This is a genomic window from Micromonospora humidisoli (assembly GCF_016900955.1).
In the GTDB taxonomy this organism is placed as follows: domain Bacteria; phylum Actinomycetota; class Actinomycetes; order Mycobacteriales; family Micromonosporaceae; genus Micromonospora; species Micromonospora wenchangensis.
The window spans coordinates 275,478-290,121 of record NZ_JAFEUO010000008.1; the positions used below are offsets into that span (position 1 = coordinate 275,478).

Consider the following 14,644-nt stretch of genomic DNA (forward strand, 5'->3'; position numbering starts at 1 on the left):
GCCCACGCCCCGGTGCGGGGCCGTGGCCGGACCCGGCCCCGCCCGGCCGGCCGGGCCCGCAGCGGCCCGGGGAGGCGTCCCGTCCCGACCCCGGCACCGGTGGCGCCGGCCCGGTCCGGGCCGCCGTCCCGGCCCCCGGCCGTGCGTCGGTTCCCGGTGTCGGACCCGGCCGCCCGGCACCTCCGGTCGGTCAGGCAGCCCCGCCGGGTCAGCCCCCCCAGGCCGGTCAGGCCCCTCCGGTCGGCCGGGCCGGCCCCGGTGGTGCGGCCCCGGGCGGCCCACCCCCCGGTGGCCCGGCTGCCGGGCCACCGGCCGGCCGGGCGGTGCCTGAGGAGCGGCCCGGCGTCGTGACTCCCGCCGAGCCGCCCCTGCGCAGCCGCCGCACGGTGCCGGACGACCGTCCGGGAGGTCGACGGGCGGCACCGGCCGAGCCGGCCAGGTCCGGTCCGGGCTCCGCCTCCGTCGGAGTGGACCCGGGCGGTGCCCCCCGGGTCGGGGCGGGTGCCCCGACCGGTGCCGGGCTGCTGCCCGGCCCGTCGGCCGGCGGCCCACGGGCCGCCGCCGTGGCACCTGTGGGCCCGCGTCCCGACCCGACCGAGCCCGGCCCCGGTGCACCGGGGCGTCCCGCTGACGCGGCGACCGGCGTGGGCCGCGAGCCCACGGACCGGCCGGCCGCCGAGCGGGCCGGCCGTCGGCGTGCGGCCGAGCCGGACCAGCCGCTGGTACCGCTGACCGGCAACGCGCCGCCGCTGCCCGAGGTCACGCCGGCCGCACCGGGTGCGCAGGCGGTCCCGTCGGTACCCGGCCGGCCCGGTCCGGCCGCCCGGGACGACAACGGGCGGCGTCGCCCGCCCACCGACGTCGCCGCACCACCCGGCCGTCGGGCCCGCCCCGACGGTGAACCGGCCGTCCACCGGCCCGGCCCTGACGGCGACGCGCCAGTGGGTCGTCGGGCCCGCCCCGACGACGACGAGCCGTCGGGTGGTTGGCGGTACCCGGCCGGCACCGACGCCCCCGGTCCCCGGGCCCGTCCGGACGCCGACGAGGCACGGGTCCGGCGGAGCCGGCCCGACGAGGGAGGGACGGGCGGCCAGCCGACGGTCCCGCCCACGCCCGCCGAGCGGCCCCGCGGCGACCGCCCGGAGCGTCCGGCCGACTGGCTGCGCCAGGCCGGTCGTACCTCGCACACCGACCCCGCCCTGCGGGTGCTGAACCGGTCGACCCCGCCGCCCGGCCGGTCGGACCCGTCGGCGGGCGCCACCCCGGCCGCCCCCACCCGTCGGGGTGGCCCGGAGCCGACCGGCACCCCGGTCGGGCCGTCCCGGCCGGAGCAGTCCGGGCCGCCCTGGCCCGACCAGCCCGGTCCCGCCCGGGCGACGGCCCGTCCGCAGCCGCCCGAGGGGACGCCCGGCCGCCCGGCCGGCCCCGGGCCGCACGGGCCCGACCGTCCCGCCCGGGGCGTCCACGCCGATGCCGGTCCGTCGCCGGACCCGGCCCGGGGCGCTCGTCCCGGTGCCCCCGGGGCGGGTCCCCGCGCCGGTGGCTCGGCTCCGGTGCCCGGCGGCGCGCCGGTGCCGGGTGGCCCGCGGTCCCACGGCCCTGGCGGTCCGGACGGGTCCGGCTCGACCGGCGGTCGGGGAACGTCGCCCGGTGGGCCCCGGACCGGTGCCACGGCCGCCGTGCCGGGGCCCGGCGGCGCACCGGTCGCCGGCGGTCCGCGTGCCGCGGCGTCCCCACCTGTGGTACGCCCGTCAGGTGACACCGGTGGGGACGGTGCCGCCCCGGCACCCACCTCCGGTGCTCCCCGGGTGGGTGTCCCGGTCCCGAACGCTCCCCGCCCGGCGGGACCGCCCGGCGGCCCCCGCCCCGATGTCCCGGGCCCGGGTGGCCCGCGTCTCGGCGAGCCCGATCCACGGGCACCGCGCCCCGGCGCACCGTCGCGAGGCACCGCCCGTCCGGACGCCCCGGCCGCCGGCACCGCCCGTCCGATCGCCGGCACCGCCCGCCCGGCCGGCCCGGCCGCCGGTACCGCGCACGCGGGGGGCCCGGCCTCCGATACGGCCCACCCGGCCGCCGGCACCGCGCGTCCGGGCGGCCCCGCAGCCGGCACCGCGCGGGTGGGTGGCCCGGCGACCGGCACCGCCCGTCCACCCGTCCCCGCCGACGACCCGCGTCGTGCGGCGCGGCCGGAGGGGGCCCGGCGGCCCGGCCCGGCGGCCGATGCCGCTGCCCGGCCCGCCGGTGCGGCCGGGGTCGCCGCGACGGCGGCGGCCCGGGCCACCGCGCCGGGCGTACGACAGGAGGAACCCGTCGGTCGGGCCGCTCCGCCGGTGCGTCCCGCCGACCGGGCGGGGGCGGCGGGTTCCGCCACCGTGCCATCCGGACGGGTCGACGGGCCGGGTGTGGCCCGGGTGCCCCTGCCGGAGGAGGTCCGGTCCGATTCCGACGGCCCGGCCGGCGGGCCGTTGCGCCCGGCCGCCGGGGACGACGCGTCGGACGTCGACTCCGACGCGTCCACCGGGCCGCGACGCCGGTCGGGGGAGCGGCGTCGGCTGCGGCTGGGAGTCCTGGTGCTGGTCAGCGTGGTGCTCCTCGGGGCGCTCCCGCTCTATTTCGGGATGCGGACGTTGAGCCGGGACCCGGTCTTCGACACCCTTGACGAGTTGGGCGTGCCCGGTTGGGCGACGGCCAAGACGGTGGACAACGTCAGTGGCAGCCGATGGTGCCTGCAGGACTGCCGGTTGCGGGAGCGCACGGTGGAGTCCGACCGGACGCCTGAGGAGACCGCCCGGGTCTACGAGCAGGCGCTGCGGGCGGAGGGCTGGCGGCGGTGGGAGGTCACCCGCTGCCCGGAACAGCCGGCCAAGGGCAGCTACACCTGCTGGCGGCGCGACGAGTTGACCCTCGACCTGTGGGTGCGGGAGCCGACCTGTGCGGCACCGCAGGCCAGCGGGGACCCGGCGGCGCCGCCGGCCACCCCGGTGGAGCCCGCGGCGGGAGAGTGCACCGGCTCGTTGGTCTCGGTGAAGGTCCGTAACGCGATCGACGACGAGCGGACCCGGCCACAGCCGAGCACCGACCCGTCACTGACCGGTGAGGACCCGTTCCCGACGATCACCGATGATCCGCTCGGCGATCTGACACGCTCACCATCCTGAGCCGGCTTCCATCACGGACGGTAGGGTCTGGGGCTGGCAGGCCCGCCTGCTTCCGATGACCCCGTGCGGGTCACGCCGCGACGGCGGGAATCCGGGTCGCGTGTTCCGGGGCGTCGGGCCCCGGAACCCTGCTTGAGGAGGACTTGCGTGGATGGTGGACAGATCGCTGCGCTGATCGCGGCCGGCGCGTTCCTGATGCTGGTGCTCGTGCTGGCGGTGCCGATCCTGCGGCTGCGGCACACCGTGGACGCGACGACCCGGATGATCAACGACCTCAACGAGCAGACCGCCCCGCTGCTGGGGGACGTCAACACCACGGTGAAGAACGTCAACGTGGCCCTGGAGCAGGTGCAGACCTCCCTCGACGGGGTGAACCTCCAGCTCGCCAAGGTCGACACGATGACCAGCCACGCGCAGAACGTCACCGCGAACGTGGCGAACCTGGCCACCGTCGTCTCGGCCGCCGCGGCGAACCCGCTGGTGAAGGTGGCGGCCTTCGGGTACGGCGTGCGCCGGGCCGCGTCGGCGCGGCGGACCGCGGAGACCGAGCGTGAGGTGCGCGACACCATCAAGCAGCAGCGTCGGGCCGCCCGGCGCGGCAACCGCTGACCCCCGGGCCGGCGGCGCACAGGAGGATAGGGGACATGAGGCGACTTTTCTGGCTCGGTATCGGGCTGGCCGTGGGCGTGGTGGTGGTCCGCAAGGCCACCCGGACGGCCCAGGCGTACACCCCGGCCGGCATCGCCAGTGGGCTGTCCGAATCCGCTGGCGGTCTGGTCGAGTCGCTGCGTAGCTTCGTGGAGGACGTACGGATCGGGATGGCCGAGCGCGAGCAGGAGATCCACGAGGCGTTCGCCCGCGGTGAGGCGTTCGACGACCAGTTCGCCGAGCTGCGGGAGGACCCGCGCATCGGTGACCGAGAGATCTTTCCGGAGGAACCCCAGCGATGAAGACGGCGGAGATCAAGCGGCGGTATCTCGCCCACTTCGAGGCGAACGGGCACACCGTGGTGCCGTCCGCTCCGCTGCCCGCCATCAGCGACCCGAACCTGTTGTTCGTCAACGCCGGCATGGTGCAGTTCGTCCCGTACTTCCTGGGGCAGCAGACCCCGGCGTACCGGCGGGCGGTGAGCGTGCAGAAGTGCCTGCGCACGCCGGACATCGACGAGGTCGGCAAGACCAGCCGGCACGGCACGTTCTTCCAGATGAACGGCAACTTCTCCTTCGGCGACTACTTCAAGGCCGGGGCGATTCCGCTGGCCTGGGACCTGGTCACCAAGCCGGTCGCCGAGGGCGGTTACGGGCTGGACGGCGAGCGGGTCTGGCCGACGGTCTACCTCGACGACGACGAGGCGTTCGAGATCTGGCGGTCGGTGGGGGTGCCGGCGGAGCGGATCGTGCGCCGGGGCAAGGCCGACAATTTCTGGTCGATGGGCATCCCCGGCCCGTGCGGCCCGTGCTCGGAGCTGTTCTACGACCGGGGCCCGGAGTACGGCCGCGAGGGCGGCCCGGCGGTCGACGAGGACCGCTACATGGAGTTCTGGAACCTGGTCTTCATGCAGTACGAGCGGGGTCCGGGCAGCGGGAAGGAGGACTTCCCGATCCTGGGTGACCTGCCGGCGCAGAACATCGACACCGGCATGGGCCTGGAGCGGATGGCCTCGATCCTGCAGGGCGTCGACAACCTGTACGAGATCGACGAGGTGCGGCCGATCCTGGACCGGGCGGCGGAGCTGACCGGCAAGCGGTACGGCGCGCACTCGGGCCACGTGGCCAGCGAGTCGCACCCGGACGACGTACGGCTGCGGGTGGTCGCCGACCATGTGCGGACCGCGCTGATGCTGATCGGCGACGGGGTGACCCCGAGCAACGAGGGGCGCGGCTACGTGCTGCGCCGGATCATGCGGCGGGCGATCCGGGCGGTGCGGCTGCTGGGCTGGCAGGAGCGGGCGTTGCCGGAGCTGCTGCCGGTGGCCCGGGACTGCATGTCCCCGTCGTACCCGGAGCTGGCGCAGGAGTTCGACCGGATCTCCCAGTACGCGTACGCCGAGGAGGACGCGTTCCTGTCGACGCTGCGGGCGGGCACGACGATCCTGGACACGGCGATCGCGGAGACCCGGTCGGCGGGGAAGCCGGCGCTGTCGGGGGAGAAGGCGTTCCAGCTGCACGACACGTACGGTTTCCCGATCGACCTGACCCTGGAGATCGCGGCCGAGCAGGGCCTGCAGGTCGACGCGGAGGGCTTCCGCCGGCTGATGGCCGACCAGCGCAACCGGGCGAAGGCCGACGCGCAGGCGCGCAAGACCGGGCACACCGATGTGTCGGCGTACCGGTCGGTGCGCGACGACGGCGGTGAGGTGGAGTTCACCGGCTACACCGAGTTGCAGCGGGAGTCCCGGGTCCGGGCGCTGCTGCGCGGTGGCGCGACGGTGGGCGCGGCGGTCGAGGGGGAGACGATCGAGCTGGTGCTCGACACCACCCCGTTCTATGCCGAGGGCGGCGGTCAGCAGCCCGACCAGGGGCTGATCACCGTGGGCGCCGGCCAGGTCGAGGTCTTCGACGTGCAGCAGCCGGTGCCGGGGCTGATCGTGCACCGGGCGAAGGTGGTCCGGGGCGAGGTGCGGGCCGGTGAGACCGGTTACGCCGAGATCGACGTGACCCGCCGCCGGGCGATCTCCCGGTCGCACACGGCGACCCACCTGGTGCACCAGACGATGCGTAACTTCCTCGGCGAGTCGGCGACCCAGGCGGGTTCGTTGAACGCGCCGGGCCGGCTGCGGTTCGACTTCAACACCCCGGCCGGGGTGTCGCCGAGCGTGCTGCACGACGTGGAGCAGCAGGTCAACGAGGTGCTGTTGGCGGACCTGGAGGTGAACGCCTTCATCACCACCCAGGAGGAGGCGCGGCGGATCGGCGCGATGGCGCTGTTCGGCGAGAAGTACGGCGAGCGGGTGCGGGTCGTCGAGGTCGGCGACTACGCCCGGGAGCTGTGCGGCGGCACCCACGTGGCCCGTTCGGCCCAGCTCGGCCTGGTGAAGATCCTCTCCGAGGCGTCGGTCGGTTCCGGGGTGCGCCGGATCGAGGCGTTGGTCGGGATGGACGCGTTCGGCTTCCTGGCCCGCGAGCACCTGCTGGTGTCCCGGCTGGCGGAGCTGTTCCGGGTGCCCGGCGAGCAGGTCGCCGACCGGGTGGAGCAGACCGTCACCCAACTGCGTGACGCCGAGAAGGAACTGGAGAAGCTCCGCGCCCAGTTGGTGCTGGGTGGGGCGGCGGCGCTGGCCGGGCAGGCGAAGGACGTCCGGGGGGTGGCGTACGTCGGCACCGAGGCGCCGGAGGGCGCGGCCGGCAACGACGTGCGGACCCTGGCCCAGGAGATCCGTGGCAAGATCGACCCGGCGCGACCGGCTGTGGTGGCGGTGGCGGCCCGGTCGAACGGCAAGGCATCCCTGGTGGTGGCCGTGAACGCGGCGGCCCGTGGGCGTGGCCTGGCGGCGAACGACCTGGTCAAGGCGGCATTCTCCGGGCGTGGCGGGGGCAGCCAGGACGTGGCGCAGGGCGGTGGCCTGCCCGCAACCGAGGCACCGAACCTGCTGCTCACGGTCGAGAAGGCGATCGCCGACGCGTGACGGAACAGCACCCGAGCCAGGGCGGACCCGAGCTGGTCCGCCCTGGCTCTGTCACCGGGAGGGTGACCATCCGTGAGTGAGTCGTCCCGTGGGGTCCGGTTGGGCGTCGACGTCGGGCAGGTCCGGGTGGGGGTGGCCCGGTCCGATCCGCACGGGATCCTGGCCACTCCGCTGGTCACCCTGGCCCGGGACGTGACCACCGGCGCGGACGCGGTGCCCGGCGACCTTGCCCAGCTCGCGCAGCTGGTCGTCGAGCACGAGGCCGTCGAGGTCGTCGTCGGACTGCCGGTCAACCTGGCCGGTCGGCACGGCCCGGCGGCCCAGCACGTTCTGGCGTACGCGAGCCGGCTGGCGGAGGTGATCGCCCCGGTTCCGGTGACCCTCACCGACGAGAGGATGTCAACTGTCGTCGCGTCTCGTAGGCTTGCCGAGCGTGGCGTCCGGGGAAAGCGCCAACGTGCGGTGGTGGATCAGGCCGCCGCGGTCGAGATCCTGCAGAGCTGGCTGGAAGCGCAGCGGAGGCGGACGGAATGATCGACGATCTGGACCTCGGGTTCGACGAGCAGGAGAGGGGGGAGAAGGGCCGGCACCGGCGCGGCTTCGTCAACCGACGCAACGGCACGTCGGGCGGGCGCAAGTCGGGCGGTGGCACCGGGAGGACCATCTTCGCCCTGTTCATGGCCCTGGTGCTGCTGGGCGGCATCGGCGGTGGTGCCTTTTACGGCTTCGACCGGATCCGTAACCACTTCATCACCCCGGACTTCGACGGGCCGGGCACCGGTGAGGCGCTCGTCGACGTCAAGCAGGGCGACACCGCCACCGACATCGGCAACTCCCTCTACGACGCCGGGGTGGTCAAGAGCACCAAGGCGTTCATCGAGGCGGCCGAGGAGAACGCGCTCAGCAAGAACATCCAGGTCGGCCGGTACAAGGTCAAGAAGGAGATGCGCGCCAGCGACGCGCTCATCCTGCTGCTGGACCCGAAGAGCCGGGTGGTCAACGGGGTCACCATCCCCGAGGGCATGATCACGCTCGCCATCTACGACCTGCTGGCCAAGGAGACCAAGATCCCGGTCGCCGAGTTCAAGGCCGCCGCGAAGGACCCGGTCAAGCTGGGCGTGCCGGAGTTCTGGTTCAACCGCAAGGACGGCAAGAAGGGGCCGCGCAGCCTGGAGGGCTTCCTCTACCCGGCCACCTACGAGCTGCCGCCGAAGGCGACCGCCGCGCAGATCCTGTCGCTGATGGTGGACAAGTTCCTCGACGTGACGGGCGAGATGAAGTTCGTCGAGACGGTCGAGGCCGACCGGGGCATCTCCCCGTACGAGGCGTTGATCACGGCGTCGATCGCGCAGGCCGAGTCGGTCAACCACGTGGACATGCCGAAGGTGGCCCGGGTGATCTACAACCGGGTCTACACCGACCGCTACCACTGCAAGTGCCTGGAGATCGACAGCGCGATCAACTACTGGCTGCGGTTGCAGGGCAAGGACCCGAAGGATTCCGACATCCTCAAGCAGTCCGAGCTGAACGACCCGAGGAACCCGTACCGGACGCACGGCGCGGACGGGTTGACCATCACCCCGATCAGTAACCCCGGCGAGGACGCCCTCAAGGGGGCGATGAGCCCGCCCAACGGCACCTGGGTCTACTTCATGACCATCGACAAGAAGGGCACCATGGGCTACGGCACCACCGATGCCGACTTCCGCGAGCTCCAGCGCAAGATGTGCACCAACGGCGTGCTGAGCGGAGAGAACTGCCGGTGAGGGCGGCGGTGCTCGGCAAGCCGATCGCACATTCCCTCTCCCCGGTGATCCACAATGCGGGTTACGCCGCGGCCGGGCTCGACGGTTGGTCGTACACCCGGATCGAGTGCGGGGCGCAGGAGCTGCCGGCGCTGGTCACCGGCCTGGGCCCGGAGTGGGCCGGGCTGTCGGTGACGATGCCGGGCAAGGAGGCGGCGCTCGCGGTGGCCGCCACCGCGTCGCCGGTCGCCGCCGCCGTCGGCGCGGCCAACACGCTGGTCCGCCGGCCCGACGGCTCGTGGTACGCCGACAACACCGACGTCACCGGCATGGTGGACGTGCTGACCGGGGCCGGGGTGCGCCCCGGTGCCGCGGTGACGGTGCTCGGCGCCGGAGGCACCGCCCGCGCCGCCCTGGCCGCCGCCGCCCGGCTCGGTGCGACCACGGTGACGGTGGTGGCCCGGCGCGCGGAGGCGGTGGCGCAGCTACGGCCGGTGGCGTCGGCGGTCGGGGTGGAACTGGTCCCGGCGGCGTGGTCCGACGCCGCCGGGCACATCCGGGCCGACCTGGTCGTCTCCACCGTGCCCAGGGGGGTGGCCGACCCGGTCGCGGCCGGTGTCGACTGGGGACCGTCCACGGTGCTCTTCGACGCGTTGTACGACCCGTGGCCGACCCCGCTGGCGGCCTCGGCGCTGGCCGCCGGCCGGCGGGTGGTCTCCGGGCTGGATCTGCTGCTGGCCCAGGCCGTCGGCCAGTTCACCCAGTTCACCGGGGTGCCGGCCCCGGTCGACGCGATGCGGGCGGCGCTGGCGGCGGCCCGCCGCTGACCACCCGGTGGGCGGGCCGTCACCGCATCGCCGACTTTCCGGTCAATCAGGCGTAACCTCGCCGAAGCGGCATTCGTTTGCTCGCCTGCCGAAAAGCAACCCCTGCTCCCTTATTCTTTGGTTAAGTCGTGTCGCCACTCCGATTTCCAACCTGCCACATCCGGCTGTGGTGGATACGCTGCTGCGGGTAATCGTCGCCCATCCGGGGAGTGTTCCTTGAGCCGGCATGGAATCCACCGCGCATTTCCGGCCATCAGCGGCCGACGCAAGGCGGTCGTCCTCAGTGTCCTGAGTGTCACCGCAGTCGGCGGCATCATGGCCACGATGATGCCGCTGATCGCCGCCGAGGTGCCGCCGATCACGCTTTCCGCCGTCGCGGACACCACGGTCACCCAGGTCCCGCAGGACGGCGACAACGGGGTCAAGACCACCCTGGCCAGCTGCCCGCAGCTCTGCGACGGCAACCGCAACGGCCGGCGCGACGCGGTGCTGGAGTTCCAGGTGCGGGGCCTGCCCGCCGACGCGGTCGACGTCAAGGCGTCCCTGCGGGTGTACGCGTGGCAGCAGTTCTCGTCCCGGGTCCGGGCCCACGCCGCCCAGGGCACCGCCGTCGGTGCCGGCGCGTGGGACTACCGACCCGCCCTCGGCCCGGTGCTCTCGGCCGTCGACCGGGTCGCCCAGGGCTACAACGAGTGGGACGTCACCGCCGCCGTCACGGGCAACGGCCCGGTCACCTTCGCGTTGACCCAGGAGAACTGGAACACCCGGATCTACTGGGCCTCCCGGGAGAACGCCAAGGCCGCCATCCGGCCCAGCCTGGTGCTGACCTACCAGCGCAGCGACCGGACGCCGACCCGGCCGCCGGCCACCACGACGGCACCGACCACCGCCGCCCCGTCGCCGACGCGTACGTCGCCGTCGCCGTCGCCGAAGCCGACGCGGACGGTCAGCCCGCCCGCGCCGACCACGACCGCCCCGCGCCCGACGCCGACCGTGCGCCCCGGCACCGACGTGCCCGGCTGGCGGCTGGTCTGGTCCGACGAGTTCACCGGGCCGACGGTCGACCTCAAGCGGTGGAACCTGCGTGACAACGAGGGCCGCGACATCGACAAGGGCTGCAACGTCGACGACCCGGACAACACCTTCGTCGCCGACGGGGTGCTGACCCTGCGCGCCCAGCGGGAGACCGCGGTGTGCAGCTCGCAGACCCGGCAGTACACCCAGAGCTACCTGGACACCATCGGCAAGGCGTCGTTCACCTACGGCCGGTTCGAGATGCGGGCGAAGTCGCCCAACGGGCCGACCGACTCCAAGGGGCTCTGGCCGGCGTTCTGGCTGCGTCCCGACGACGGTGGCAAGGGCGAGATCGACGTGGTGGAGCTGCCCGGCGGGTCGTCCCTGCACGGGGCCGCCACCCAGGCGATCTTCTACGACTACACGCCGGTCAAGCAGGACCAGCGGTGGGACTTCCCGACCGGCTACCCGGGTGACGGTTTCCACACGTACACCACGGAGTGGGAGCCGGGGGTGATCCGCTGGTACATCGACGGCCGGCAGGTCTGGCAGCGGGACCGCAGCACCACGCCGTGGTTCGACGAGGCGTTCAACAAGCCGTTCAACCTGCGGCTGAACTTCCAGGTCGGTGGCTGGCTGGGCGATCCCGACGCGGCCACCCGCTTCCCGGCCGACTTCCGGGTCGACTACGTCCGCGTCTGGCAACGCTGAGCCACCCACGACGACGTACGCCACCCGGCGGGCCCCGGCCCGCCGGGTGGCGGTTTGCCCGCTGCCCCTATCGTGTCCGCCAGCGCGCGGCGGTCGGGCGGGACAGGGGGAGGGCATGACGGTGGCGACGGACCCACGGACCCGGCACGACGGCCTGGGCTGGGTGACCAGGGCCATTTTCGCCGACCCGCGGATCTGGCTCGGTATGCCGCCCGACCCGGTGCCCGCCACCCACCGCGCGGTCGTCCGGTACGCCGTGGTGCCCTCGGTGGAGCGGGCCAGGTTCCTGCTCCCGCTCGCCTCCCGTCGGGTCGGCGCGGCGTCGACGCTGGCCTACAACGCGCTGCGCCCGCCCCGGGTGCGGGCCAACCGGTTGGCCGTCGGTGCGCTGGCCGGCCTCGGGGCGACCGGGCTGGCCCGGATGCCGGTGCTGACCGTGGCGCTGCCCACCGACGCCGACCCGGCCGAGCTGCTGCTCGCCGCGCATCTGGGCCGGCTGACGGGCCGGCCGCTGCACGCCGCGATCGGCATCCGGCCACCCGACCCGCACCACAAGCCGACGTTGCAGCTCTTCGACGACCGGGGCGTCGCCCGGGCGTACGCGAAGATCGGGTGGAACGAGGCGACCCGGGCGATGGTCCGCGCAGAGGCCGCCGCGCTGCGGGAGTTGCCCCGCGACGGCGGCGACTTCCCGGACGTGCCCCGGCTGCTGCGCGAGGTGGACTGGGGTGACCTGGCGGTGACCCTGGTCGAGCCGATGCCGGCGCGGGTCCGCCGGCCGCGTCACCCGCTGCGCCCGGAGGTGGCCGCGATGCTGGCGGTGGCCCGGCGCGGTGGCCCGCCGTCGACACCCCGGCCGCTGCGCGGTTCGGCGTTCCTGGACGACCTGACCGCGCGGGCCGCGACCGCCGGTGGCCCGGTGGTCGCGGCGGTGGCGGCCCTGGCCGCCCGCGACGGCGACCGGCCGGTGGAGTTCGGGCACTGGCACGGCGACTGGGTGCCGTGGAACCTCGGCCGGCACCGGGGCCGGTTGGTCGTCTGGGACTGGGAGAACAGCGGCACCGACCGGCCGCTCGGCTTCGATCTCGCCCACCACGGGTTCCAGAGCGCCCTGTCGCTGGGTGGCCGGGACGTCGCGGGGGCGACCGGCGAGATGGTCGAGCTGTTGTGCCGGCACGGCGCGGCGTTCGGCCTGGACCCGGCGGGGCGTCAATTCGTTGCCGACGCATATCTCGTCGAGCTGTGGTTGCGGACGGCGGAACTGGCCGCCGGCGGGGGCGGCTGGAGTGCGAAGTTGCACCCCGCGCTGCTGCACACGCTCGCCGACCGGTTGGGCTCACCCCGCCCCTGACCGGCGGTTCTCCCGGTGACTGGGACAAGTGTCGGGGTCCCGACCGGAAAAACGGCGAAAAGCCCACACTGCCGTCACCGCCGCTACCGAAGCCGGCTCACGTTCCACTAGGGTGGCCCCACTCGACGACTACTGGCCGGTGACGGCGTGGTCGGTCCGGCCCGGGACGGAGTGGGGACCCTGTCCGGGGCGCAGGTGTGGGGGAGGCCCGGCCGACGGCCGGCACAATCAGGGAGCACGATGGGATCGTCACGTGTCATTCAGCCCGGGGTGGACCACGCCCCGGTCACCTGCGGTGTGAGCGGCGGTCACCTCCGGTGACCATCGTCTACGTGCTGGCCGTGCTGGCGGTGCTGGTGCCGCTGCTGGTCGTTCCGGTGCTGGCGTCCCGCTGGATGTCGGCCGTCGCCACCGGCCGGACGGCCGAACGGTTCCGGATCGCCCTGGCCGGGCTGACCGCCGCGTTCGGCCGGGTCGGCGCGGCGGTGGTGGTGCTGCTGGCCGGGTGCGCGGCGGTCGTCGCCGTGTGCTGGCCGGTCGGTGAGGCGATCTCCCGGCTCGAAGCCCACGTCGACCACCCGGTCTTCGACTACGTGCACGCCCACCGGGTCGGCTTCTGGGAGGACGTCAACCTGTTCATCTCCCCGATCGGCGACCGCTACCCGCTCAAGTGGGTGACCGTGGTGGCCGCGATCGGCTTCGCCGTCGCCTGGCGTCGTCGCCGCTGGTGGATCCCGCTGGTGGCGATGCCGCTGCAGTTCGTCGTCGAGCAGTACACCCAGACCATCCTCGCGAAGGTCGTCGACCGGGGCCACCCGCCGACCGACCTGGGCACCTACCCCTCCGGCGGCTGCGGCCGGGTGCTGATGACCTTTGGCACCATCCTGGTGCTGGCCGCGCTGACCTGGCGGCTGCCGCGCCGGGTGCTGATCGGCCTGGTCACCGCCCTGGCCGTGCTGGTCTCGGTGGAGGGCTACACCCGCGTCTACGCCGAGAAGCACTGGCTCACCGACGTGTTCGGCGGGTGGTTCTTCGGCACCCTGCTGACCGGCGTGATGGTGCTCGCCGTCCTGGTCGCCGACGGTCGGGTCCGCCGCCCCGCGGCCCCGGCGTCGACGACCACCACCGACGACGACCGGATGTTGACCGGCACCTGACCCCGTACCCCCGTCCGGTGTGCGCGACCCCGTCCCCGCGCCGTCCGGACCCGGCCCCCACCACTCCTCTGACAGAAGTTGGGCCACCGACGTGACCACCCTCCTCGTCGCCTCCACCGGTGGGCACCTCGCCGAGCTGCACGACCTGCTGCCCCGGCTCGGGGTGCAGCACGACTGCGTCTGGGCGACGTTCGACTCCCCGCAGAGCCGGTCGCTGCTCGACGGCCACGAGGTCATCCACGTGCCCCCGGCGAGCACCCGCGACCCGGTGGGTGCGCTGCGCGACCTGCTGGCCGCCCGCCGGGTGCTCTGCGACGGGCGGTTCCGCCGGGTGATCAGCACCGGCGCCAGCGTCGCCATGTCGTTCTTCCTGCCCGCCGTCCGGCACGGCCTGGACTGCCACTACATCGAGAGCGCCACCCGCACCGTCGGCCCGTCGCTGACCGGCCGACTGGTCGCCCGGGTGCCCCGGACCCGGCTCTACACGCAGTACCCGGGCTGGGCGAACGGCCGGTGGCGCTACGGTGGCTCCATCTTCGACGGTTACGCGCCCGAGCCCGCCGCCCCGCGCCCGGTCTCCAAGATCGTGGTGACCCTCGGCACCCAGGACCGCTTCGGCTTCCCGCGCCTGCTGCAACGCCTGGTCGACGTGGTGCCCGCCGAGGCGGAGGTGCTCTGGCAGGTCGGCGCGACCCGGATCCCCCGGATGCCGGCCGGGGCCCGCCGGCAGGTGCCGTACGCCGAGATGCAGCAGGCCATGCGGGAGGCCGACGTGATCGTCACCCACGCCGGGGTGGGGTCGGCGCTGGCCGCGATGCGCGCCGGGCACCGCGCCGTCTACGTGCCGCGCCGGGCCCGGCACGGCGAACACGTCGACGACCACCAGGTCGAGATGGCCCGGGAACTCGACCGGCGCGGGCTGGTGCTGGCCCGGGAGGCCGACGCCGTCAGCGCCGAGGACCTGACCCGGGCGGCCGCCTGGACGGTGACCGCCACCGGCACGGTCCCGGCGTTCCGGTGGGCGGAGGCGGCATGAGGTCGACCCGGGACGGCAGC

Annotated in this window: 11 protein-coding genes; all 11 read left to right on the forward strand. The window is 74.4% G+C overall.

Features of this window, described 5'->3' with window-relative positions; translation table 11 throughout:
* The first annotated feature begins 2,558 nt into the window (after positions 1–2,558).
* A complete protein-coding gene (locus JQN84_RS27020) occupies positions 2,559–3,158 on the forward strand; it encodes a hypothetical protein (protein ID WP_372446020.1) in 600 nt (199 codons plus the stop codon).
* Between the two features lie 147 nt (positions 3,159–3,305).
* Complete coding sequence (locus tag JQN84_RS27025) at positions 3,306–3,767, forward strand: DUF948 domain-containing protein (RefSeq protein ID WP_088647310.1); 462 nt, start codon at positions 3,306–3,308, stop codon at positions 3,765–3,767.
* Between the two features lie 35 nt (positions 3,768–3,802).
* Positions 3,803–4,108, forward strand: a complete 306-nt coding sequence (locus tag JQN84_RS27030) for a hypothetical protein (RefSeq protein ID WP_067312326.1) — start codon at positions 3,803–3,805, stop codon at positions 4,106–4,108.
* The gene (alaS, locus tag JQN84_RS27035; protein ID WP_204961368.1) at positions 4,105–6,783 is read left to right on the forward strand and encodes an alanine--tRNA ligase; all 2,679 of its coding nucleotides are present in this window, start codon (positions 4,105–4,107) and stop codon (positions 6,781–6,783) included. The genes JQN84_RS27030 and alaS overlap by 4 nt, the downstream gene beginning before the upstream one ends.
* Positions 6,784–6,855: 72 nt before the next feature.
* Positions 6,856–7,317 carry a Holliday junction resolvase RuvX gene (gene ruvX, locus JQN84_RS27040; RefSeq protein WP_204961369.1) on the forward strand — a complete coding sequence of 154 codons (462 nt, stop codon included), beginning with the start codon at positions 6,856–6,858 and terminating at the stop codon, positions 7,315–7,317.
* Positions 7,314–8,549 carry an endolytic transglycosylase MltG gene (mltG, locus tag JQN84_RS27045; RefSeq protein WP_204961370.1) on the forward strand — a complete coding sequence of 412 codons (1,236 nt, stop codon included), beginning with the start codon at positions 7,314–7,316 and terminating at the stop codon, positions 8,547–8,549. Before ruvX ends, mltG begins: the two co-directional genes overlap by 4 nt.
* The gene (locus tag JQN84_RS27050; RefSeq protein ID WP_204961371.1) at positions 8,546–9,355 is read left to right on the forward strand and encodes a shikimate dehydrogenase; all 810 of its coding nucleotides are present in this window, start codon (positions 8,546–8,548) and stop codon (positions 9,353–9,355) included. Before mltG ends, JQN84_RS27050 begins: the two co-directional genes overlap by 4 nt.
* A gap of 324 nt (positions 9,356–9,679) precedes the next feature.
* Positions 9,680–11,080: a glycoside hydrolase family 16 protein gene (locus tag JQN84_RS27055; protein WP_204961372.1), complete on the forward strand. Its 1,401-nt coding sequence runs from the start codon at positions 9,680–9,682 to the stop codon at positions 11,078–11,080.
* 115 nt (positions 11,081–11,195) lie between these two features.
* Positions 11,196–12,431 (forward strand): hypothetical protein, encoded by a 1,236-nt coding sequence (locus JQN84_RS27060; RefSeq protein WP_204961373.1) that lies wholly within the window; start codon positions 11,196–11,198, stop codon positions 12,429–12,431.
* Positions 12,432–12,748: 317 nt separating this feature from the next.
* Positions 12,749–13,588, forward strand: a complete 840-nt coding sequence (locus JQN84_RS32420; protein WP_204961374.1) for a phosphatase PAP2 family protein — start codon at positions 12,749–12,751, stop codon at positions 13,586–13,588.
* Positions 13,589–13,679: 91 nt separating this feature from the next.
* Positions 13,680–14,624: a glycosyltransferase gene (locus JQN84_RS32425; RefSeq protein ID WP_204961375.1), complete on the forward strand. Its 945-nt coding sequence runs from the start codon at positions 13,680–13,682 to the stop codon at positions 14,622–14,624.
* The last annotated feature ends 20 nt before the right edge of the window (positions 14,625–14,644 follow it).

Coding starts and splice junctions, on each gene's coding strand:
- JQN84_RS27060 (WP_204961373.1), top strand. CDS start 11,196: ATGACGGTGGCGACGGACCCACGGACCCGGCACGACGGCCTGGGCTGG.
- mltG (WP_204961370.1), top strand. CDS start 7,314: ATGATCGACGATCTGGACCTCGGGTTCGACGAGCAGGAGAGGGGGGAG.
- alaS (WP_204961368.1), top strand. CDS start 4,105: ATGAAGACGGCGGAGATCAAGCGGCGGTATCTCGCCCACTTCGAGGCG.
- JQN84_RS27055 (WP_204961372.1), top strand. CDS start 9,680: ATGATGCCGCTGATCGCCGCCGAGGTGCCGCCGATCACGCTTTCCGCC.
- JQN84_RS27030 (WP_067312326.1), top strand. CDS start 3,803: ATGAGGCGACTTTTCTGGCTCGGTATCGGGCTGGCCGTGGGCGTGGTG.